Source organism: Streptomyces sp. JH14 (assembly GCF_029428675.1).
Classification (GTDB): domain Bacteria; phylum Actinomycetota; class Actinomycetes; order Streptomycetales; family Streptomycetaceae; genus Streptomyces.
In genome coordinates this window covers 5,054,740-5,075,762 of record NZ_JAJNEL010000001.1, presented here as the reverse complement: position 1 = coordinate 5,075,762, position 21,023 = coordinate 5,054,740, and the positions used below count along the sequence as shown (strand labels likewise).

General features: G+C 69.8%; 12 protein-coding genes. 7 read left to right on the top strand and 5 right to left on the bottom strand.

Annotated elements, in window-relative coordinates; translation table 11 throughout:
• Window positions 1-234: 234 nt before the first annotated feature.
• Entirely contained in the window at window positions 235-2,256 is a 2,022-nt protein-coding gene (locus LRD69_RS23055) for a M4 family metallopeptidase (RefSeq protein ID WP_277328445.1), read from the top strand.
• A 109-nt stretch (window positions 2,257-2,365) separates the two neighbouring features.
• Here the strand turns inward: LRD69_RS23055 and LRD69_RS23050 are convergent, their stop codons facing one another.
• Together LRD69_RS23050 and glgP are read right to left on the bottom strand one after the other, a co-directional pair.
• Window positions 2,366-3,598, bottom strand: coding sequence for an alginate lyase family protein (locus LRD69_RS23050; RefSeq protein WP_277328444.1), 1,233 nt, complete (start codon window positions 3,596-3,598; stop codon window positions 2,366-2,368).
• Between the two features lie 202 nt (window positions 3,599-3,800).
• Window positions 3,801-6,404 carry an alpha-glucan family phosphorylase gene (gene glgP, locus LRD69_RS23045; protein WP_277328443.1) on the bottom strand — a complete coding sequence of 868 codons (2,604 nt, stop codon included), beginning with the start codon at window positions 6,402-6,404 and terminating at the stop codon, window positions 3,801-3,803.
• A 744-nt stretch (window positions 6,405-7,148) separates the two neighbouring features.
• Between glgP and LRD69_RS23040 the strand changes: the two genes are divergently transcribed.
• From LRD69_RS23040 to glgB, 4 genes are all read left to right on the top strand, one after another.
• Window positions 7,149-9,215: an alpha-1,4-glucan--maltose-1-phosphate maltosyltransferase gene (locus LRD69_RS23040; RefSeq protein ID WP_277328442.1), complete on the top strand. Its 2,067-nt coding sequence runs from the start codon at window positions 7,149-7,151 to the stop codon at window positions 9,213-9,215.
• Window positions 9,212-10,918, top strand: coding sequence for a maltose alpha-D-glucosyltransferase (treS, locus tag LRD69_RS23035; RefSeq protein ID WP_277328441.1), 1,707 nt, complete (start codon window positions 9,212-9,214; stop codon window positions 10,916-10,918). Before LRD69_RS23040 ends, treS begins: the two co-directional genes overlap by 4 nt.
• 330 nt (window positions 10,919-11,248) lie before the next feature.
• Window positions 11,249-12,649 (top strand): phosphotransferase, encoded by a 1,401-nt coding sequence (locus LRD69_RS23030; protein ID WP_277328440.1) that lies wholly within the window; start codon window positions 11,249-11,251, stop codon window positions 12,647-12,649.
• Between the two features lie 101 nt (window positions 12,650-12,750).
• Window positions 12,751-15,171: a 1,4-alpha-glucan branching enzyme gene (gene glgB / locus LRD69_RS23025; protein WP_277328439.1), complete on the top strand. Its 2,421-nt coding sequence runs from the start codon at window positions 12,751-12,753 to the stop codon at window positions 15,169-15,171.
• A gap of 290 nt (window positions 15,172-15,461) precedes the next feature.
• On the opposite strand, the gene LRD69_RS23020 is transcribed toward glgB, so the two are convergent.
• A complete protein-coding gene (locus LRD69_RS23020) occupies window positions 15,462-17,096 on the bottom strand; it encodes an adenosine deaminase (RefSeq protein WP_277328438.1) in 1,635 nt (544 codons plus the stop codon).
• Window positions 17,097-17,589: 493 nt separating this feature from the next.
• Here LRD69_RS23020 and LRD69_RS23015 point away from each other — a divergent pair, with 493 nt between their 5' ends.
• The gene (locus tag LRD69_RS23015) at window positions 17,590-18,507 is read left to right on the top strand and encodes a TIGR04222 domain-containing membrane protein (RefSeq protein ID WP_277328437.1); all 918 of its coding nucleotides are present in this window, start codon (window positions 17,590-17,592) and stop codon (window positions 18,505-18,507) included.
• Between the two features lie 12 nt (window positions 18,508-18,519).
• Here LRD69_RS23015 and trxA read toward each other — a convergent pair whose 3' ends face one another.
• Window positions 18,520-18,861, bottom strand: coding sequence for a thioredoxin (gene trxA / locus LRD69_RS23010; RefSeq protein WP_277328436.1), 342 nt, complete (start codon window positions 18,859-18,861; stop codon window positions 18,520-18,522).
• 3 nt (window positions 18,862-18,864) lie between these two features.
• Complete coding sequence (locus LRD69_RS23005) at window positions 18,865-19,269, bottom strand: MerR family transcriptional regulator (RefSeq protein ID WP_277328435.1); 405 nt, start codon at window positions 19,267-19,269, stop codon at window positions 18,865-18,867.
• 292 nt (window positions 19,270-19,561) lie between these two features.
• Here LRD69_RS23005 and LRD69_RS23000 point away from each other — a divergent pair, with 292 nt between their 5' ends.
• Window positions 19,562-20,977, top strand: a complete 1,416-nt coding sequence (locus tag LRD69_RS23000) for a family 16 glycosylhydrolase (RefSeq protein WP_277329847.1) — start codon at window positions 19,562-19,564, stop codon at window positions 20,975-20,977.
• Window positions 20,978-21,023 lie beyond the last annotated feature (46 nt).

The window sequence follows — 21,023 nt, the reverse complement described above, 5'->3', positions numbered from 1 at the left end:
CGCGTCGAATGCAGCGTGCGCCGCCCCCCGGACGACGCTCCGGTGATGATCGGCGAAACGTCCGCTTAACGAACATGAACTCTCTGCCAACGGACGAATTCCGGCCAAGTTGTTGACGCGGTCCTGACAGGAGTGTCCATCTGCTGACACTCTTCCCCCGTTCTGCTCACTGCTTGCTCTGCCCGGGCCGGCTCACCCAGCCGACCCGGTACCCCCCTCGCAGAAGGAGTCCGCGTGAGATCCACACCCAGCCGTCGCACCACCGCGACAGGCGCCCTGATTGCCGCAGCAGCCCTCCTCGCCGTAGGTGTCCAGACCGGCACGGCAACCGCCTCGCCCGACACGGCCACCGCCCCGGCCGCCACCAAGGTCAATCACGGTGCGCTGGCCAAGCAGCTCTCCCCGTCCGAGCGCGCCGAGCTGATACGCGAGGCCGACGCGAGCAAGGCGGCCACCGCCAAGGAGCTCGGTCTCGGCTCTCAGGAGAAGCTCGTCGTCCGGGATGTCATCCAGGACAACGACGGCACCACGCACACCCGTTACGAGCGCACCTTCAGCGGACTTCCCGTCCTCGGCGGTGATTTGATCGTCCAGGAGTCCAAGGCGGGTGCGACCGAGAGCGTCACCAAGGCCTCCAAGGCCACCTCTGCCCAGCTGAAGGCCGTCGGCACCGCCGCCGACGTCGCGCCGGCCAAGGCCGAGGCGCAGGCGCTCGGCGCCGCGAAGGACGCCGGCTCCGAGAAGACCGTGGCCGACCGGGCGCCCCGCAAGGTGGTCTGGATGGCCCAGGGCAAGCCGCAGCTGGCCTACGAGACCGTCGTCGGCGGACTCCAGGACGACGGCACCCCCAACGAGCTGCACGTCATCACCGACGCGTCCACCGGTGCGAAGCTCTACGAGTGGCAGGCCATCGAGACCGGCACCGGCAACACCGAGTACAGCGGTCAGGTCACGCTCGGCACCGCCCCGTCGTACACGCTGACCGACACGACGCGCGGCAGCCACAAGACGTACAACCTGAACCACGGCACATCCGGCAAGGGGACGCTCTTCTCCGGCACCGACGACATCTGGGGCAACGGAAGCCCGACGAACGTCGAGACGGCCGCCGCGGACGCGCACTACGGCGCGGCCGAGACCTGGGACTACTACAAGAACGTGCAGGGCCGCACCGGCATCCGGGGCGACGGAGTCGGCGCGTACTCCCGCGTCCACTACGGCAACAACTACGTCAACGCCTTCTGGGACGACAGCTGCTTCTGCATGACCTACGGGGACGGCAGCGGCAACGCCGCACCGCTGACCTCCCTGGACGTGGCCGCGCACGAGATGACGCACGGTGTCACCTCCGCCACCGCCGGCCTGGTGTACAGCGGCGAGTCCGGCGGTCTCAACGAGGCGACCAGCGACATCATGGCCGCCGCGGTCGAGTTCTACTCCAACAACGCCACCGACGTGGGCGACTACCTGGTCGGCGAGAAGATCGACATCAACGGGGACGGCACCCCGCTGCGCTACATGGACAAGCCGAGCAAGGACGGCGGGTCGAAGGACTCCTGGTACTCCGGTATCGGCAACGTGGACGTCCACTACTCCTCGGGTCCCGCGAACCACTTCTTCTACCTGCTCTCCGAGGGCAGCGGCGCCAAGACCGTCAACGGCGTCTCGTACAACTCGCCGACCTCCGACGGTCTGCCGGTCACCGGCATCGGCCGCGACAAGGCCGCGCTGATCTGGTACAAGGCGCTCACCACCAAGTTCGGCTCCACGACGAACTACGCGGCGGCACGTACCGGGACCCTCGCCGTGGCCGGTGAGCTGTACGGCACGAGCAGCGCCGAGTACAAGTCGGTGGCCGACGCCTGGGCCGGCGTCAACGTCGGCTCGCGCCCCGGCGGCGGCTCCGGCGGCACGGTCTTCCAGAACACCACCCACGTCGCCATCCCGGACAACGGCGCGGCCGTCACCAGCTCGGTCAGCGTCACCGGGATCACGGGCAACGCGCCCAGCACCCTCCAGGTCGGGGTGGACATCACCCACACCTGGCGCGGTGACCTCGTCATCGACCTCGTGGCCCCGGACGGCACGGCCTACCGGCTGAAGAACTCCTCGGGCAGCGACTCGGCGGACAACGTCCAGACGACCTACACCGTCAACGCATCCTCCGAGGTCGCCAACGGCACCTGGAAGCTGAAGGTCCAGGACGTCGCCTCGCAGGACACCGGCACCATCAACAGCTTCAAGCTGACCTTCTGAACCAGGCAGCACGTTCGCGGCAGTCGATGACCGGAACCGCCCGGGAGGGACTCTCCTTCCTCCCGGGCGGTTCCGCCGTTCCGCGATGCGGCTTGCCGCTGGATGCGGGTCAGTTGGGGTTGTTCGCGTGGGTCAGGGTCTCCCAGGCGACGAACAGGTTGTTGGTCCCGGCGGGCCTCTGCTGTTCGGTGAGGGTCTGGGTGTTGGTCATGGCGATACCCATCCGGTTGTGCAGGGCGTTGAATCCCACTTCGGTGATCGGTCCGAGGTTGTCCTTGAGCGTGCCGCCGCACAGGTTGGCCGGAACCGCCGCGCCCAGCTGGTACTTCGCGTGCAGACCCAGCGCGTGGCGCAGGCGTTCGGCGATCTCCGGGTAGAGGTCCTGTCCCTGGATCCGGCTGGTCTCGGCGATGTGGGAGATGGCGGAGATGCCGTAGCCGGTGTGGGTGAGATCGCGGCAGGTCTCCTGGGAGAGGCCGTCCATGAAGGTCGACTGCCCCTGCCAGTAATTGATGATCTCGTCGCGGGTGTCGAGGCCGCTGCCCGGTGCGGCCTTCGGCAGGGCGCCGTCGGCGTTGATGTAGATGTACGCGGGGACGCGTCCGCGGAACTTGGTGACGGCCTTGTCGTAGGCGGTGCGGTCCTCGAGGAAGACCGCGATCCCGATCGCGGCCTCGGTCATGCTCAGTTCCCAGTTCCCGTTGCTGTTGGAGCCGTTGATGACCTTGGGGAGGTAGACGTTGCGCAGCATGGTCGCGAAGCGGCCGGAGTTCGGCCAGCTGCTGTACGTGTACTTGATGATCTCGGCGGCCCGGGGCCACGAGGAGCCGGCCCAGCCCGTCTGAAGCGGGGCGTTGCTGTTGGTGTGATCCTGGATGACGGCCGACCAGGCGTCCATGATCTCGATGGACTTCTGGGCGTAGCGGCTGTCCTGGTTGATGTGCCAGGCCAGCGCGAGGGTGTACGCGGCTATCGCGTCCTCGCGCTCGTCGGTGCAGCCGTAGTTGGGGTTGGAGTACGAGCCGCACTCCACGACGGCGCGCGGCTTGGCGGTGCGGGTGAGCGAGGCGTACTTGCTGGCCATCATCTGGTCGTACGCGCTCTTCCAGGGCTGGGCGCCGGCCTGCACCTTGGTGCGTACGAAGTCGAGTTGGGGGCGACTGACGAGGACGCCGGGGTGGGTGAAGGCGGCGGGGGCTGCAGCCGCGGCGGCCTGCATCGCCCGGGGGTTCGCGGCGGGCGCGGCTCTGCCGGCCGATGCCGGGGTGACGAGGGCCGCGGTGAGCAGGGCGGCCAGTGCGGTGGCGAGGCCGAGGCCGCGGCCGATGGATCCGGTACGCATGTGGGGTGCCTTCCGGTGCGGAGGTGGTCCGGCAACTCGGCCCGGAGCCGCTCCAGTTCATGGACGTGAACGGTGGGTCGAGTTGTGAACTCTGCAATGAGTGAGGAACCTAAATGCATCTCATGAACACGTCAAGACATTGTGTTCAGAAAGCGAAGGGGCCCGGCACCTCGCAGGTGCCGGGCCCCGGGGACGGGCGACGTCAGCGCATCAGCACACCCGCACCGTCTCCGGTCGCTTCCGTCGGCAGTGCCACCAGGCCGAGTTCGGCACTGGTCGCCAGCAGCGGGTGGGCGGGAAGGACCCGCACGGTGTAGCCGTACGGCCCCGTACGGTCGAGGGCGAGTGGGCCCTCGTACAGCCAGCGGCCCTCCAGGTCCTGGCTGCCGGTCGGCTTCAGCGGGAAGACCTGGGTGTCCGAGAGGGCATCGGCGGAGTCGACCCGCCCGGCCACCGCCTGCACCTCCACATCGTCCGGCTCCAGCGCTCCGAGGGCGATCCGGACCCGCAGGCCCAGGGTGGACCCCAGCTCGGCCGAGGCGCCCGCGCTGCTCGGCGCCACGGCCTCCACGTGGTCGACGGCGACCCGTGGCCACGCGGCACGGATCCGGGCCTTCCAGTCCGCGAGCTCCCGCGCCGTGGCAACGTCCAGAGAGCGGTGGGCGAGCGCGGCGGGTGCGTACAGCCGCTCCACGTACTCACGCACCATGCGTCCCGCAAGGACCTTGGGACCGAGGGTGCCCACCGTGCGGCGGACCATCTCCACCCAGCGCTCGGGCAGCCCTTCGGCGCCCCGGTCGTAGAAGCGCGGCGCGACCCGCTCCTCGATCAGCTCGTACAGGGCGTTCGCCTCCAGCTCGTCGCGCCGGTCCTCGCCCATGGCGGACCCGTCGGCGGTCGGGATCGCCCAGCCGAAGTCCGGCTCGAACCACTCGTCCCACCAGCCGTCCAGCACGGACAGATTCAGACAGCCGTTGAGGGCGGCCTTCATCCCGCTCGTGCCGCACGCCTCCAGCGGCCGCAGCGGGTTGTTGAGCCAGACGTCGCAGCCCGGGTAGAGCTTCTGTGCCATCGAGATCCCGTAGTCGGGCAGGAAGACGATGCGATGGCGGACCCTGGGGTCGTCGGAGAACCGCACCAGCTCCTGGACCAGCCGCTTTCCGCTGTCGTCGGCAGGATGCGCCTTGCCTGCGACGACGATCTGGATCGGCCGGGCCGGGTGGAGCAGCAGCTCCCTCAGCCGGTCGCGGTCGCGCAGCATCAGGGTCAGCCGCTTGTACGAGGGCACCCGGCGGGCGAAGCCGATGGTGAGCACGTCCGGGTCCAGCACGCCGTCGATCCAGCCGAGTTCGGCCGGCTCCGCGCCGCGGTTGCGCCACGAGGCGGCGAGCCTCGAGCGGACCTCGGCCACCAGCTGTTCGCGCAGCGACCGCCGCAGCTCCCAGATCTCCCGGTCCGGGATCCGGTCCGCCGCGTCCCAGCGGCCCGGCGTGCCCCCGTACCGGGCGCGGAGTTCGAAGATCTCGGGCGCGACCCAGGTGGGCGCGTGCACCCCGTTGGTCACCGACGTGATCGGCACCTCCGCAGCGTCGAATCCCGGCCACAGTCCCGCGAACATCTTCCGGCTGACCGCCCCGTGCAGGGTGGAGACACCGTTGGCCCGCTGGGCGAGCCGCAGCCCCATGACGGCCATGTTGAAGAGGGTGGGCTCACCGCCGGGATAGGTCTCCATGCCCAGCTGCAGGATCCGTTCCACGGCCACACCCGGAAGTTCGCCGTCGTCGCCGAAGTGACGGGCGATGAGTTCCCGGTCGAAGCGGTCGATGCCGGCGGGCACCGGGGTGTGGGTGGTGAAGACCGTGCCGGCCCGCACCGCCTCCACCGAGGAGTCGAAATCCAGCCCCGTGTCGGCGAGTTCGCGGATGCGTTCCAGCCCGAGGAAGCCGGCGTGCCCCTCGTTGGTGTGGAACACCTCCGGGTCCGCGTGCCCGGTGAGCCGGCAGTAGGTCCGCACGGCCCGTACGCCGCCGATTCCGAGCAGCATCTCCTGCAGCAGACGGTGCTCGCTGCCGCCGCCGTACAGCCGGTCGGTGACATCGCGCTCACCCGGCGCGTTCTCCTCGACGTCGGAGTCGAGCAGGAGCAGGGGAATGCGGCCGACCTGGGCCTGCCAGATGCGGGCGTGCAGCGAGCGGCCGCCGGGGAGGTCCAGCACCACTTGGCTCGGGGTTCCGTCGGTCTCGCGCAGCAGCGCGAGCGGGAGTTCGTTGGGGTCGAGGACGGGATAGTGCTCCTGCTGCCAGCCCTCGCGCGACAGGCTCTGGCGGAAGTATCCGTGCCGGTAGAGCAGCCCGACGCCGACCAGGGGGACACCGAGGTCGCTGGCCGCCTTCAGATGGTCCCCGGCAAGGATGCCCAGCCCGCCGGAGTACTGGGGAAGGGCTGCCGTCACGCCGAACTCCGGCGAGAAGTAGGCCACGGCAGCGGGCAGTTCCGTGCCCTGCGCCAGCCGCTCCTGGTACCACCTCGGCCCGTCCAGGTACTCCTGGAGGGCGCCGGACACCTCGCTGAGCCGGTGCAGGAACTGCTGGTCCCGGGCCAGCTCGGCGAGCCGCCCGGCGGAGACGGCGCCGAGCAGGCGTACCGGGTCGGCGTCCGCCGCCCGGCTGCCCTGCGGGTCGACCGCCTGGAAGAGCTCACGTGTCTCGGTGTGCCAGGACCAGCGCAGGTTGCGGGCGAGGTCGCTGAGCGGTTGAAGGGGATCGGGGAGGACGGGACGCACGGTGAATCGACGAATGGCCTTCACGTATTCCACCTTTGCAGGGGACGTACGAATCCGAGGGGACGCACCACGGTGTGCGCCTCTCCGTCACCCTCGACGGTAACGGTGTGCGGCACCGCGCAGCCACGGCGCGCGACCGGCTCACAGCGGACGACGCCCGGTGGAACACCCGCCCCGCCCGCCCCTGACCAGGCCCGTACGCCCCTGACCAGGGCTCTGTGTCCGCATGCGTCTCTTCCGTCCCACAGCTCCGTCGGCGCAGATCCCGGCACAACCGTCACGAGGGTTATGGCCGATTCCGCCCCCTCGTACGGCCTTGTGACACGTCACCCCACAGGGAAGGCTGCCGTGTGGCGCGCAAGGGGGCCGGACGGCCGACCGGCCACCGGCGCGGCGCATTCAGACCGTCACATCTACGCCCGAGTAGTTAACAAACCACCGGATTGGCCCCCCGAGAACGGTGGGAAGGCTTACGCGGTACACAGACCGAATACCGCCCGAATGCGAATCATCCGCGATCCGGCAGCGGATCGTATGCAGTCCGTACGCGTCCGGTGTGCACCGTACTCACCCGTACACCACACGCGCGCCCCAGCCATTCGAGTGCCATTCGAGTGAACGCGGACAGGAGCGGCCATGCTCACACCCCATCAGCCGTCAACGGAGCAGCTAGAAAGGACGGACCCTCACAGACGCGGCGTGCTCGCTCAGCCCCTCACGCCCCCGCCGCGCCCCGTGCAGCCCGAGCTCCAGTCCCCAGGTGATTCCATGATCGGTCGCATTCCCGTCCTCGACGTCCGGCCCCTCGTCGACTGCGGCAGAAGGCCCGCGAAGGCCGTGGTCGGTGAGACCTTCCAGGTCACGGCCACCGTGTTCCGGGAGGGCCATGACGCCGTCGCAGCCAATGCGGTTCTGCGGGATCCGAGCGGACGGCCCGGACCCTGGACGCCGATGTACGAACTCGCCCCCGGGACCGACCGCTGGGGCGCCGACGTCACACCGGACTCCGAGGGCCGCTGGACGTACACGGTCGAGGCGTGGAGCGACCCGGTGACCACCTGGCGCCGGTACGCCCAGATCAAGATCCCCGCCGGAATCGACACCGCGCTCGTCCTGACCGAGGGGGCCGAGCTGTACGAGCGAGCCGCCAAGGGCGTACCGAAGCGGGACGGCCGCGAGGCGGTGCTGGCCGCGGCCGATGCGCTGCGCGATGTGTCGCGTCCGGCAGCCGCCCGGCTCGCCGCGGCGCTCGCCCCCGAGGCCGTCGCAGCGCTCGACCGCCACCCGCTGCGCGAGCTGGTCACCGCGGCCCGCCCGCTCCCCCTCGTCGTCGAGCGCCGACGGGCCCTGTTCGGTTCCTGGTACGAGCTGTTCCCCCGGTCGGAGGGCGCCAGGACCGAACCGACCGAGCCGGCGAGGACGACCAGGGCGGCGAAGAAGGGCAGGGCGGGAAAGGTATCGGCCAGGACGGAGGAGCAGCAGCCGGAAAGGATGATCAGCGGCACGTTCCGTACCGCCGCCGAGCGGCTCCCCGCCGTCGCCGCCATGGGGTTCGACGTCGTCTATCTCCCACCGGTCCACCCCATCGGAACCACTCACCGCAAGGGCCCCAACAACTCGCTGTCCCCGGGCACCCACGATGTGGGGGTGCCGTGGGCGATCGGTTCGGCCGAAGGGGGGCACGACGCCGTTCACCCCGACCTCGGCACGCTCGACGACTTCGATCACTTCGTCGAGACCGCCCGCACCCTGCGCATGGAGATCGCGCTGGACTTCGCGCTCCAGTGCTCTCCCGACCACCCCTGGGTCGAGCAGCACCCCGAGTGGTTCCACCACCGCGCGGACGGCACCATCGCCTATGCCGAGAACCCGCCCAAGAAGTACCAGGACATCTATCCCATCGCCTTCGACAAGGACCTGCGGGGCCTGGTCGCGGAGACCCTCCGCATCCTCCGGTTCTGGATGGACCACGGCGTACGGATCTTCCGCGTCGACAATCCGCACACCAAGCCGGTGATCTTCTGGGAGGAGGTAATCGCCGACATCAATCGCACCGACCCCGATGTGATCTTCCTGGCCGAGGCGTTCACCCGCCCCGCGATGATGCACACCCTCGCCACGGTCGGCTTCCAGCAGTCGTACACGTACTTCACCTGGCGCAACACGCGGCAGGAACTCACGGAGTACGTCACCGAGCTGTCCGGTGACGCGGCCTCCTACATGCGGCCCAACTTCTTCGTGAACACCCCGGACATCCTGCCGGGCTACCTCCAGGACGGCGGACGCCCGGCCTTCGAGGCCCGGGCCGTGCTCGCCGCGACACTCTCGCCGACCTGGGGCGTGTACGCCGGGTACGAGCTGTGCGAGAACACCTCGGTTCGGGCCGGCAGTGAGGAGTACCTGAACTCGGAGAAGTACGAAATCCGGCCCAGGGACTGGGAGTCGGCCGAGCGGGAGGGCCGGTCCCTGGCCCCGCTCATCACCTCGCTCAACCGGATCAGGCGCCGTCACCCCGCCCTGCAGCAGCTGCGCGACGTGCATTTCCACGCCGCCGACAACGATGCGCTGATCGTCTACAGCAAGCGCTCGGGTTCGAACATCGTTCTGATGGTCGTCAACCTCGACCCTCACCACACCCAGGAGGCCACGGTCTCGTTGGACATGCCGCAACTCGGGCTCGACTGGCACGAGACCGTGCCGGTGCGCGACGAGCTCACCGGCGACACCTATCACTGGGGCAGGACCTTCTATGTGCGCCTAGAGCCGGGCGTCACGCCCGCGCACCTCGTCGTCCTGCGACCGTCCCCGCCGACCGGAGGGTCACCCACACCATGATTGTGAACGAGCCTGTCCACGACCTGTTCGAGGACACCCCCGCGAAGGACCGCGATCCCGAGTGGTTCAAGCGCGCCGTCTTCTACGAGGTCCTCGTCCGGTCCTTCCAGGACTCCAACGGCGACGGCATCGGTGACCTCAAGGGGCTCACCGCCAAGCTGGACTATCTCCAGTGGCTGGGCATCGACTGCCTCTGGCTGCCGCCGTTCTTCAAGTCGCCGCTGCGCGACGGCGGCTACGACGTCTCCGACTACACCGCGGTGCTCCCGGAGTTCGGCGATCTCGCCGACTTCGTCGAGTTCGTCGATGCCGCGCACCAGCGCGGGATGCGCGTGATCATCGACTTCGTCATGAACCACACGAGCGATCAGCACGACTGGTTCCAGCAGTCCCGCAGCGACCCGGACGGCCCGTACGGCGACTACTACGTCTGGGCCGACGACGACAAGCAGTTCCCGGACGCCCGGATCATCTTCGTCGACACCGAGACGTCCAACTGGACCTTCGACCCGGTGCGCAAGCAGTACTACTGGCATCGTTTCTTCTCCCACCAGCCCGATCTCAACTACGAGAACCCGGCGGTGCAGGAGGAGATCATCTCCGCGCTCCGCTTCTGGCTGGATCTCGGCATCGACGGCTTCCGTCTCGACGCCGTGCCGTACCTCTACCAGCGGGAGAACACCAACTGCGAGAACCTCCCGGAGACCCACGAGTTCCTCAGGCGGGTGCGCAAGGAGATCGACGCGCACTACCCGGACACCGTGCTGCTGGCCGAGGCCAATCAGTGGCCGGAAGACGTCGTCGACTACTTCGGCGACTTCCCCGCCGGCGGGGACGAGTGCCACATGGCGTTCCACTTCCCGGTGATGCCGCGGATCTTCATGGCCGTGCGGCGCGAGAGCCGCTACCCGGTCTCCGAAGTCCTGGCCAAGACCCCGGCGATCCCGTCGGGTTGCCAGTGGGGCATCTTCCTGCGCAACCACGACGAGCTGACCCTCGAAATGGTCACGGACGAAGAACGCGACTACATGTACGCGGAGTACGCCAAGGATCCACGGATGCGGGCCAACATCGGCATCCGGCGGAGGCTTGCGTCGCTGCTCGACAACGACCGCAATCAGATCGAGCTGTTCACGGCACTGCTCCTGTCGCTGCCCGGATCCCCGATTCTGTACTACGGGGACGAGATCGGGATGGGGGACAACATCTGGCTGGGCGACCGGGATGCCGTACGGACCCCCATGCAGTGGACACCCGACCGGAATGCCGGATTCTCCTCCAGCGATCCGGGGCGGCTCTACCTCCCCACCATCATGGATCCGGTCTACGGCTACCAGGTGACCAACGTGGAGGCGGCGATGGCTTCGCCGTCGTCGTTGCTGCACTGGACGCGGCGGATGATCGAGATCCGCAAGCAGAATCCGGCGTTCGGACTCGGCTCGTACAACGAACTGCCGTCGTCGAACCCCGCCGTGCTCGCCTTCACCCGTGAGCACAAGGACGATCTCGTGCTGTGCGTGCACAACTTCTCACGGTTCGCGCAGCCGACGGAACTCGATCTGCGGGCGTTCAACGGGCGTCATCCGGTGGAGCTGATCGGTGGGGTGCGCTTCCCCGCCATCGGCCAGTGGCCCTATCTGCTGACTCTCGCCGGACACGGCTTCTACTGGTTCCGGTTGCGCAAGGATGTGCCACCGAGTTGATGGTGTGTCACTTCGCACGACTGCTCGCGGGGCGGTTTCCACCGCCCCGCACGGGGCACTCTCCCCCACATCGAGCTCTTCGGGGCCCTTCGGGGCTCTTCAGGCAGTTGAGGAACTTCAGGGGTCTTCGGGGCCCTTCGGGGCTCTTCGGGTCAGCACTGCCGAAGTCCCCCGGAGCCCTTCCGGGGAACCGGCGGCTCTTCGGAGCCCACACGTCGAGTCCGTACGGATCATCCTGACCCGACACGTCCCGCACAGCCGGACAGCTATTGCCGCAATCCGGGACACTCATCGCATCCTGTGGTGTGCCCGGGGAAAGGACGCGATGCCATGTCGGAGGCTGCATCCACTCGGGTCGCCCTCGCCAACAGCACAGCCCTGCTCCCGTCACTCGCCCCCCTGCTGCATGAATGGCTGCCCCGGCAGCGGTGGTTCGCGGGCAAGGGACGGCCGGTCACGGCCTTCTCCCTGGTCTCGGCCACCGAAATACTGCCGGTGGACGCCGATTCCACGGGCATCGGGACCGGGCCGGGTCTGCTCCATCTGCTGGTCCGGGTCCACCAGCCGACCATGCCCGCCCAGTCGCCCGACGACTGCTACCAAATGCTGCTCGGGGTGCGGACCACACTGCCGCCCCGGCTCGTCCCTGCCCTCATCGGCCATGTGAAAGGCGGGCCGCTCGCCGGTCGCGCGGTCTACGAGGGGCTGCACGATCCGCGTCTCGCCGAACTCCTGCTGGAACGGCTCCGTACCCCCGGCAGGCTCGGCACGCTCCGCTTCGACCGCGGCGCCGCCCCCATCCCGGCCGGACTCACCCCGCGGGTGCTCGACACCGAGCAGTCCAACTCTTCCCTCGTCTACGGCAACGCCTACATCCTCAAGATCTTCCGCCGGGTCTTCCCCGGTACCAACCCCGATCTGGAACTGCCGCTCGCGCTCTCCCGGGAGGGCTGCGGGCGGGTACCGGAACCCGTCGCCTGGTTCGAGGCCGCGGCGCCGGAACAGCTCACCCTCGGCGTCCTCCAGCCGTTCCTGCGCGGCGCGGAGGACGGCTGGCAGCTGGCGCTGCGCGCGCTGGGCGCTGGCCATGACTTCACCCGCGAGGCCCGCGCCCTCGGCCGGGCCACCGCCGAGGTGCACACGGCGCTCGCCACCGCACTGCCGACGCCCGTGCTGCGCCGGTCCCAGACCGAGCACCTCGCCGCTGGCATGCTGCAACGGCTGGAGGCGGCCGCCCAGGCGGTGCCGTCGCTCGTGCCGTACGTCCCCGGGCTGCGCACCGCGTTCGACGCCGTTGCCGCTCTGGGCCACAAGGGTCACAGCTGGGCGGCGCAGCGGGTCCACGGCGACCTCCATCTCGGCCAGACGCTGCGTGCGGCCGACGGCTTCTGGTCGCTGATCGACTTCGAGGGCGAACCGACGCGCCCGCTCCTGGAGCGCCGCCGTCCACAACCGCCTGTGCGCGATATCGCGGGCATGCTCCGCTCCTTCGACTACGCGGCCCGCTCGCACCGGCCCTGGAACGCCGAGTGGGCGGCCCGCTGCCGGTCGGCCTACTGCGACGGGTACGCGGAGGCCGCGGGCGTCGATCCGCGCAGCGAACCGGAGTTGTTGCGGGCCCATGAGACCGACAAGGCCGTGTACGAGGTGCTGTACGAGGCCCGGCACCGGCCCGACTGGCTGCCGGTCCCGATGGCCGCGATCCACCGGCTGGCCGCCGCCGTCGACTGATGTCCCGCGCGAGCGCGCTGCTCCCGGCCCGGCGGGCTTCTCCCTGCCCGGGTCCCCCTGATTCCTGCCTCACCCACACCCCCCCGAGGAGGCTGTCCCCTGTGACCGCCCGCAAGCCGTCCCGCAACGTGCCCGATCCCACCGCGACCCCGTCCACGCCTGCGGCCACACCCGTCACACCGGCCACGCAGGGCACGAGCGCCACGCCGGCCGCGTCGGCCCCCGCGGCCTCCGCAGCCACCCCGGCCAAGCGGAAGAAGGCGGCCGAGAAGCGGGCCGCCGCCTCGCCCCCGCAGCCGCGCCGTGGCGGCGGCCGCGGGGTCCGGCCGGTGCGTGCCCTCGACGACGGAGACCGGGGGCGGCTGCTCGCCGGTGAACACCACGCCCCGCACGATCTGCTCGGTGCGCACATGGTCCGCGGCGGTGTGGCGGTCCGGGTGCTGCGTCCGTTCGCCCGTTCCGTGACCGTGCTCGCCAAGGGACTGCGGGTCGAACTCCACGACGACGGCGACGGTCTCTTCTCCGGCCTGCTGCCGGTGCCGGCCGTCCCCGAGTACCAGCTCCTGGTCGCCTACGAAGACAACGAGATCGAGGTCCACGACCCGTACCGCTTCCTGCCCGCGCTCGGCGATCTCGATCTCCATCTGATCGGCGAGGGGCGGCACGAGGAGCTGTGGACCGCCCTCGGCGCGCAGCCCATGGAGCACCAGGGGGTCGCCGGGACCCGGTTCACCGTCTGGGCGCCCAATGCCCGCGGTGTGCGTGTCGTCGGGGACTTCAACTACTGGGACGGCACGGGCTTCCCGATGCGTTCGCTCGGCTCCAGCGGGGTCTGGGAGCTGTTCCTCCCGGCGATCGGGGAGGGTGCGCTCTACAAGTTCGACATCTGCCGCCCGGACGGTTCGCACACGGTGCGCGCCGACCCGATGGCCCGCCACACCGAGGTCCCTCCCGCCAATGCCTCGGTCGTGACGGCCTCGCACCATGAGTGGCAGGACCAGGAGTGGATGGCCCACCGCGGGGACGTACCCGTGCACGAGGCGCCCCTGTCCGTGTACGAGGTGCATCTGCCGTCCTGGCGGCCGGGGCTCACCTACCGCCAGCTGGCCACTCAACTCCCCTCCTATGTACGGGATCTGGGGTTCACGCATGTGGAGCTGATGCCGGTCTCCGAGCATCCCTTCGGCGGCTCCTGGGGCTATCAGGTCACCGGCTTCTACGCCCCGACGTCGCGCATGGGTACCCCGGACGACTTCCGGCATCTGATCGACGCGCTGCACCGGTCCGGCATCGGCGTCATCGTCGACTGGGTGCCCGCGCACTTCCCGCGTGACGACTGGGCGCTGGCCGAGTTCGACGGCCGCCCGCTGTACGAGCACTCCGACCCGACGCGGGCCGCGCATCCCGACTGGGGCACCCTCGAATTCGACTTCGGCCGCACCGAAGTGCGCAACTTCCTGGTCGCCAACGCGACGTACTGGTGCGAAGAGTTCCACATCGACGGGCTGCGGGTCGATGCCGTCGCCTCGATGCTCTACCTCGACTATTCGCGCGAGGACGGGGAATGGGCTCCGAACGAACACGGCGGCCGGGAGAATCTGGATGCCGTCGCCTTCCTCCAGGAGATGAACGCCACCGTTTACCGGCGCAATCCGGGCGTCGTCACCATCGCCGAGGAGTCCACCGCCTGGGACGGCGTCACCCGGGCCACCCACCATGTCGGCCCCGGCGGCTTCGGCGGTCTCGGCTTCGGCCTGAAGTGGAACATGGGCTGGATGCACGACTCCCTGGAGTACGTGTCGAAGGAGCCGGTGCACCGCAAGTACCACCACAACGAGATGACCTTCTCGATGGTGTACGCGTACAGCGAGAACTACGTGCTGCCGATCTCGCACGACGAAGTGGTGCACGGCAAGCGGGCGCTGGTCAGCAAGATGCCCGGTGACTGGTGGCAGCAGCGCGCCAACCACCGGGCGTACCTGGGATTCATGTGGGCCCACCCCGGCAAGCAACTCCTCTTCATGGGCCAGGAGTTCGCGCAAGGCGCGGAGTGGTCCGAGGGGCACGGCCCGGACTGGTGGCTGCTCGACCCGTCGTACTCGGCGGAGAGCGACCACCGGGGCGTCCGGACCCTGGTCAGCGATCTGAACAGGGTGTACGGCAACACGCCCGCGCTCTGGCAGCGCGACACGGTACCGGAGGGCTTCTCCTGGGTGGTCGGCGACGCGGCTGAGGACAATGCCTTCGCCTTCCTGCGCTACGACGCGCACGGCGCACCGCTCCTCGCCGTCTGCAACTTCTCTCCCGTGGTGCGGCACGACTACCGGCTCGGGGTCCCGGACGTGCTCGGCGCTCCCGTGGCGTGGGCGGAGGTCCTCAATACGGATGCCGCGCAGTACGGCGGCAGCGACGTGCGCAGCGCCGGGCCGCTGAAGCCGGAGTCGGTGGGTGCACACGGCAGGCCGGCCAGCATTCTGCTGACCCTGCCGCCGCTGGCGACGGTCTGGCTGCAGCCGGTGTGAGGGCGCGGGGGCCCGGTACGCCCCGAGCCCCCCGGAGCCGGCGACGGAGACGCCGAAAGCCCAGCCGGTTGTCCGGGCCCGCTGCCGTTTCGGGCGGACGTGTCCGGTGAGGGTTCCGGCTCGCTTCGCGGTCTCCCCATGGGGAGACCGGTGCGCTCCGGCGTGCCCATGGCCGTGGCCCGGCTGATCTCTCAGCCGGGCGGACAGGCCGGTGGCCCGGCTGAGAGATCAGCCGGGCCACCGGGTGTGCATGGGGTCCGGTCACCGTGTCGGTGAGGTCGGGCGCCGGATCATCGTCCGGCCGCGGCGAGCGCGTTGACGGTGCGGGACCCGGTCCTCGCCCTGGCGCCGAATGTGCGCTCGAAGGTGCGGAACGCGCCCTCCTGCTTCCACTCCACCGCGCCCTTGGCACTGGACGCGAGGAAGCGGGCGCAGCGCGGGCCGGGGGTGGGGTCGCCGAGGCGGTCCCGGGCGCACTCCGGGACGGCCTGGTAGCCGCCGCGGTGGCGCCACAGGCTGCGGCCCTGCAGGAAGCCGTACTCCACGGACGTGCGGGCCAGGTCCTTCAGCACCCGGTAGTCCAGCCCGTAGGTGAGCGCGGCACGCTGGTACTCGCGGCTGATGTCGGTCCGCTCGACGCCGGGGTCGTCGGTGGCAAGGGCGACCGGGACGCCGTATCTCCGGTACAGCGGGAAGGGGTGACGCCAGCCCGTGACGCCCAGGACCTGTGCGTTGCTGGTGAGCGGGACTTCCACCAGCACATGCCGCCGGGCCATCAGGCGCAGCAGTTCCCGGTAGTCGTCCTCGTGGCGGATGTCGACGCCGTGGCCGACGCGGTCGGTACCGGCGGTGAGCACGGCGTCGCGGACGTGGAAACGCAGGTCCTCGGGCTTGACCAGGCCGGGGACGAGCTCACCCGCGTGCAGGGTGAGGGGAACATCGGGGTACACGCCGCGCAGGTACTTCAGCATGCGCATCTGCAGGCGGTAGTCGGCGAGCGCCACCGAACCGTCCTCGGGCTGCACGAGGTTCAGCGAGACGAAGCGGTGATCGCGCCGGGCCAGTTCCACGCCGAGCAGCATCTGGGTGAAGACCACCTCGCGCGTGCCGCCTCGCGACACCTGGGAGATGAACCGCACAGGCAGCGAGCACCCGGCGTCGGGGTGGCGGGTGCCGCAGTGCGCGGCGGTACGGAACTCATCGAGCAATGAGTCCGTCTGGTTCATCGCCTGCTGGACGACGGCGTCCATGCCGCCGTCGGCCAGCAGTTTGTCGCGCAGCCGGGACAGGTCGCTGTCGTATCCGACCTTGGCGGCAAGGGCGGCTGCGGCGTTGTAGGCGGGGGTCAGCATGGTCTCGAGGTAGAACTGGTGCTGCTTCGCGACCGAGTTGGAGACCTGGGCCAGCAGTCGCCCGGGCTGGAGTCCGCTGACCGCACCGAACTTTCCGAAGGTGGCGAAGAAGTGGTCGTGGCTGCTCTCGCCCTGACCGGGCTTGAAGTCCTGCATGGACCAGGCGCGGATGACCTGACGCCGGAAAGCGCGGTCGGTGAGGGTGTCGGCCGCGGGGCGGGTGTTACCCGTGCAGAGTGGCGCGCTCGCGGTGAGGGTGGTCCTGTCGATGCAGTAGCCGGCCTCGACAGCGATTTTCAGCAACAGCTCGGTGGTCGCCGCGCCCGAAAGGTGGTTGTGGAGGTCTGCGCCCTTGGGCAGGGCCCTGAAGAAGGCGGCCAGCGCCCCGGGGCGGTCGCGCACGTCTCGCAGGTACGCCGAGACGCGGGCCTCGGCACGAGTGGATCCGTTCGCTTCTTTCTCCGCGGCCTGGGACAGCTGAGTGGATGTCAGGGTGAGCGCCAGTGCGGCGCTCAGGACCGGCGCGAGCCGGGCAGTGCGGCGCCGCGCGCGAGACAGAGCTGAGAGAGGCATGTCGATCATCCTCCGACAGTCAGCTACGACGGGAATGTCCGACATGCCGCTTGTCACCCACGCGACGCATCCGGCCGAATCGGGCCACGTTCGACGGGGACTCCCCACGAGGGAAGGCCGTTCTGTGCCGGAGGAGTTCCCGGAGGAAGTGTGCGCGGGCGGGAGGTACATCCGGTCATGGAGCATCTGACGCATGCCGGCCGTCGCGCCGAAGCCGGACATCGGTGCGGAGAGCCGGCGCACGGAGGCCCGTCGGACCTTGGTCCGAGGCCACCCGACGGCCCGGCTCGAGCATCGATGCCGATGTCACCGGTGCACCGGTCGCGCCGATGCGCGAGGCGGTCCGCGAGCAGCGACCGGATGACCCGGCGGGCCGGCCACGAAGCTCAGAACAAGCTCTGAAATCCGGCATGTTCGGGTTGGGCAGGCTTCAGGCGGAGACACCCCTCACATACGCATTTTCATCCGGAGCACGTCCGGATCGGGGGCTGTCATGGGGACCACACTCACGCTCATCGACGCCGCGACCGCGCTGGTCGCCGTCGCCGCCTGCCTGACCCTGTCCGGCCGGCGGCTGCTGCCGTGGCGGCGCGGGAAGCGCCCGCCCGAGCTGGGCCCGTACGATGCGGCGTTTCTGGCCGGCGGACCGGAGCGGGTGGTGGAGACAGCGCTCCACATGCTGTGGGGCAGCGACAACAACGTCGCGATCGTGTCGGGTGGCCGGCTGCGGTTGCCGGAGCCCTGGTCGGAGCCCGCGCATCCGGTGGAGCACGCCGTGGTCGGGAAGTGGCGGAGCTCGGGCTCCACGACGCCGACGCTCCTGCGGGTACGGACGGCGCGGGACGGGGCCGTGCGCGAGGTCGGCGACCGGCTCGTCTCGTACGGCCTGCTGCTGACCCCGCCCCACGCCCTGGCCCGCCTGTATGCCACGCGGGGCCTGGTCGTCGTCCTGTGCGCCACCGTGGTCCTGGCCGCCTTCTCCGTCCCGCAGGGGCTGCGGCACACCGCGCCGTTCATCGCGGTGGCCGCCTGCTGCCTGGCCGTGCGGATGCTGTGCCCGGCGCGGGGCCGGCTGACCCCGGCGGGCCGCCGCCGCCTGGCGGCGATCCGCAGCCGCGAGCCGTGGGCGTCGGCCGCGCTCGGAGCCGTGGTGTTCGACGGGCGGGGCGGGCTGCCGGGCGAGCGCCGGCGTCAGCGGCGGGGCATGGACACGGGCGAGCGTCTGCCGTCGGTGGGACGGATGCTGATCAAGTTCGGCAAGGCGCTGGACGACGACCGGGACGCGTACGACAGCGGCCACGACTCCGGCAGCTGGTACGACTCGTACGGCTCGCACGGCGCCTCGTACGACGGTGGAGCCCACCACCACAGCTGCGGCGGCGGCAGCGGCTGTGGTGGCGGCAGCGACTGAGCCCCTCGCGGCTCACACCGTCTCGAACACGTCCTCCAGCTCCTGCAGCAGCCTGCGCTTGGGGCGGGCGCCCACCATCGACTTCACCGGTTCGCCGGACCGGAACACCATCAGGGTCGGCATCGACAGCACCGCGTAGCGGCTCGTGATGCCCGGATTGGCGTCCACGTCGATCTGGACGACCTTGATGCGCCCGGCCTCCTCCGCCGCGATCGCACTGAGCACGGGGGCGAGCTGGCGGCACGGTCCGCACCAGTCGGCGGTGAACTCGACCAGCACGGGCAGCTCGGCCGCCAGCACCTCCCCGTCGAAGGTGGCGTCGGTGACCTCGGCCACGCCCTCTGCATGAATCATCTGTCATCCTCCCAGTTCACAACGGGGTTCCGGGCCGCCAGGAAGCTCGGCCGCGGCCTCCAGCTCGGCCCTCGCGAGCTGCGCGCCCACCTGGGCGCGGACCGACTGGAGCTGCTCGATGAGCGAGTCGAGCTCGCCGAGCTTGCGCCGGTAGACGGCGAGCGAGGCGGGGCAGGCGTCACCGGCCGGATGGCCGGCACGCAGGCAGTCGACGAACGGCCGGGTCTCCTCCAGTTCGAACCCGAAGTCCTGCAGGGTCCGGATCTGCTGCAGCAGGCGCAGATCGTCCTCGTCGTAGGTCCGGTACCCGTTCACGGCCCGCCGCGCAGGCAGCAGTCCGCGTGACTCGTAGTAGCGCAGAGTCCGCGTCGTCGTTCCGGCCCGCTCGGCCAGCTCCCCGATTCGCATGCTTCGACGGTAAAGGTTGACGCGGACGTCAGGGCAAGCACGGGGGCCCTCCTTTCTGCACCTTCCTTCAACTGCCCTCTACATTCAAGAAGTTAAGAGCGCAGCGCCATTGACGGCCTCCCCGTGTGCACCTACAAAAGCCTGAGAGCGCTCTCACGACCGGTACCTCGTTCCCGTTCCCCCGCCCCCACCGGAGAGGTGTCCCTTGAACGCGAGCCGCATCCACCTGCCCGCCCACTCCCCCACCTCCACTCCCCACAGACGCACCACCGCACTCGCCGCACTGACCGTGATGGCCCTGGTCCTGGCCGGACTGGCCACCGTCCTCGGCTCCGGATCCGCTCGCGGCGCCGTTCCCCCGGCGCCCGGCTGGGACCTGAAGTGGAGCGACGACTTCAACGGCGCCGACCGCTCCCTCCCCTCGGCCGCGAACTGGCAGATCGACACCGGCCACGCCTACCCGGGCGGCCCCGGCAACTGGGGCACGGGTGAGATCCAGAACTACACCGCCAGCCCCGACAACCTCAGCCTCGACGGCAACGGAAACCTCCGGATCACCCCGCTCCGCGACGGTGCGGGCAACTGGACCTCCGGCCGGGTCGAGACCACACGCTCCGACTTCAAGGCCCCGGCGGGCGGCACCTTGCGCATCGAGAGCCGGATCCAGATGCCGAACGTCACCGGGAACGCGGCGCTCGGCTACTGGCCCGCGTTCTGGGCGCTCGGCTCCCCGTACCGCGGCAACTACTGGAACTGGCCGGGCATCGGCGAGTTCGACATCATGGAGAACGTCAACGGGATCAACTCCGTCTGGGGCGTGCTGCACTGCGGCGTCAACCCGGGCGGCCCGTGCAACGAGACCAGCGGTATCGCGAGCAACCGGGCCTGCCCCGGCACCAGTTGCCAATCGGCGTTCCACACGTACACCTTCGAGTGGGACCGCTCCGTCACCCCCAATGCGCTGCGCTGGTACGTGGACGGCCAGCAGTTCCACTCCGTCTCCCAGAGCCAGCTGGACGCCGGCACCTGGGCCGGCATGACCGAGCACGCGGGCTACTTCGTCCTGCTCAACCTCGCGATCGGTGGCGCGTTCCCCAACGCACTGGCCGGCAGCACACCCACGGCGGAGACCGTCCCGGGCCGCCCCATGCTCGTCGACTACGTCGGTGTCTGGACCAAGGGCGGCGGGGGCGGTACCGATCCGACCGATCCCCCGGACCCGACCGACCCGCCGTCCGGCTCCTCCGACCTCACGCTCCGCTCCGGCGGCGGTCTCGGTGCGGCGGAGGCGTCCGGCTCGGCCTTGACCCTCGCCTCGGCGGGCGGCGCCAACTACGACGGCACCCCGCACAGCCCGCAGACCTTCACCGCCTCGGGCATCACCCGGACGTACAACGGCGGGGCCACGCAGTTCGACCTGTTCGTCGACGCCGGCACGACCGTCGCCAACGGACAGCAGGTGAGGGTGAGCTACGACCGCACGGGCGACGGGACCTGGGACCGCACGGAGACGTACAACTACTTCCCCACCGACCCGGTCACCGGCTACGAGCACTACACGCAGGGCAAGGGGCTCATGGCGTCGACAGGGAGCCAGGGCAATCTGGTGAACGGCAAGGTCAGAGTGGAGATCTGGAACGCCATCGGCAACGGCTCCAGCACCGTCGGCGTCGGCAACCAGTCGGTCGTCCACATCCCGTTCGGCTGACCCGCAGTCCGGCATACGTGTGCGGCCGGTACGGGAGTCCGTACCG

Coding starts and splice junctions, on each gene's coding strand:
- treS (WP_277328441.1), top strand. CDS start 9,212: ATGATTGTGAACGAGCCTGTCCACGACCTGTTCGAGGACACCCCCGCG.
- LRD69_RS23030 (WP_277328440.1), top strand. CDS start 11,249: ATGTCGGAGGCTGCATCCACTCGGGTCGCCCTCGCCAACAGCACAGCC.
- LRD69_RS23000 (WP_277329847.1), top strand. CDS start 19,562: ATGGCCCTGGTCCTGGCCGGACTGGCCACCGTCCTCGGCTCCGGATCC.
- LRD69_RS23005 (WP_277328435.1), bottom strand. CDS start 19,269: ATGCGAATCGGGGAGCTGGCCGAGCGGGCCGGAACGACGACGCGGACT.
- LRD69_RS23050 (WP_277328444.1), bottom strand. CDS start 3,598: ATGCGTACCGGATCCATCGGCCGCGGCCTCGGCCTCGCCACCGCACTG.
- LRD69_RS23015 (WP_277328437.1), top strand. CDS start 17,590: ATGGGGACCACACTCACGCTCATCGACGCCGCGACCGCGCTGGTCGCC.
- trxA (WP_277328436.1), bottom strand. CDS start 18,861: ATGATTCATGCAGAGGGCGTGGCCGAGGTCACCGACGCCACCTTCGAC.
- LRD69_RS23040 (WP_277328442.1), top strand. CDS start 7,149: ATGATCGGTCGCATTCCCGTCCTCGACGTCCGGCCCCTCGTCGACTGC.
- LRD69_RS23020 (WP_277328438.1), bottom strand. CDS start 17,096: ATGCCTCTCTCAGCTCTGTCTCGCGCGCGGCGCCGCACTGCCCGGCTC.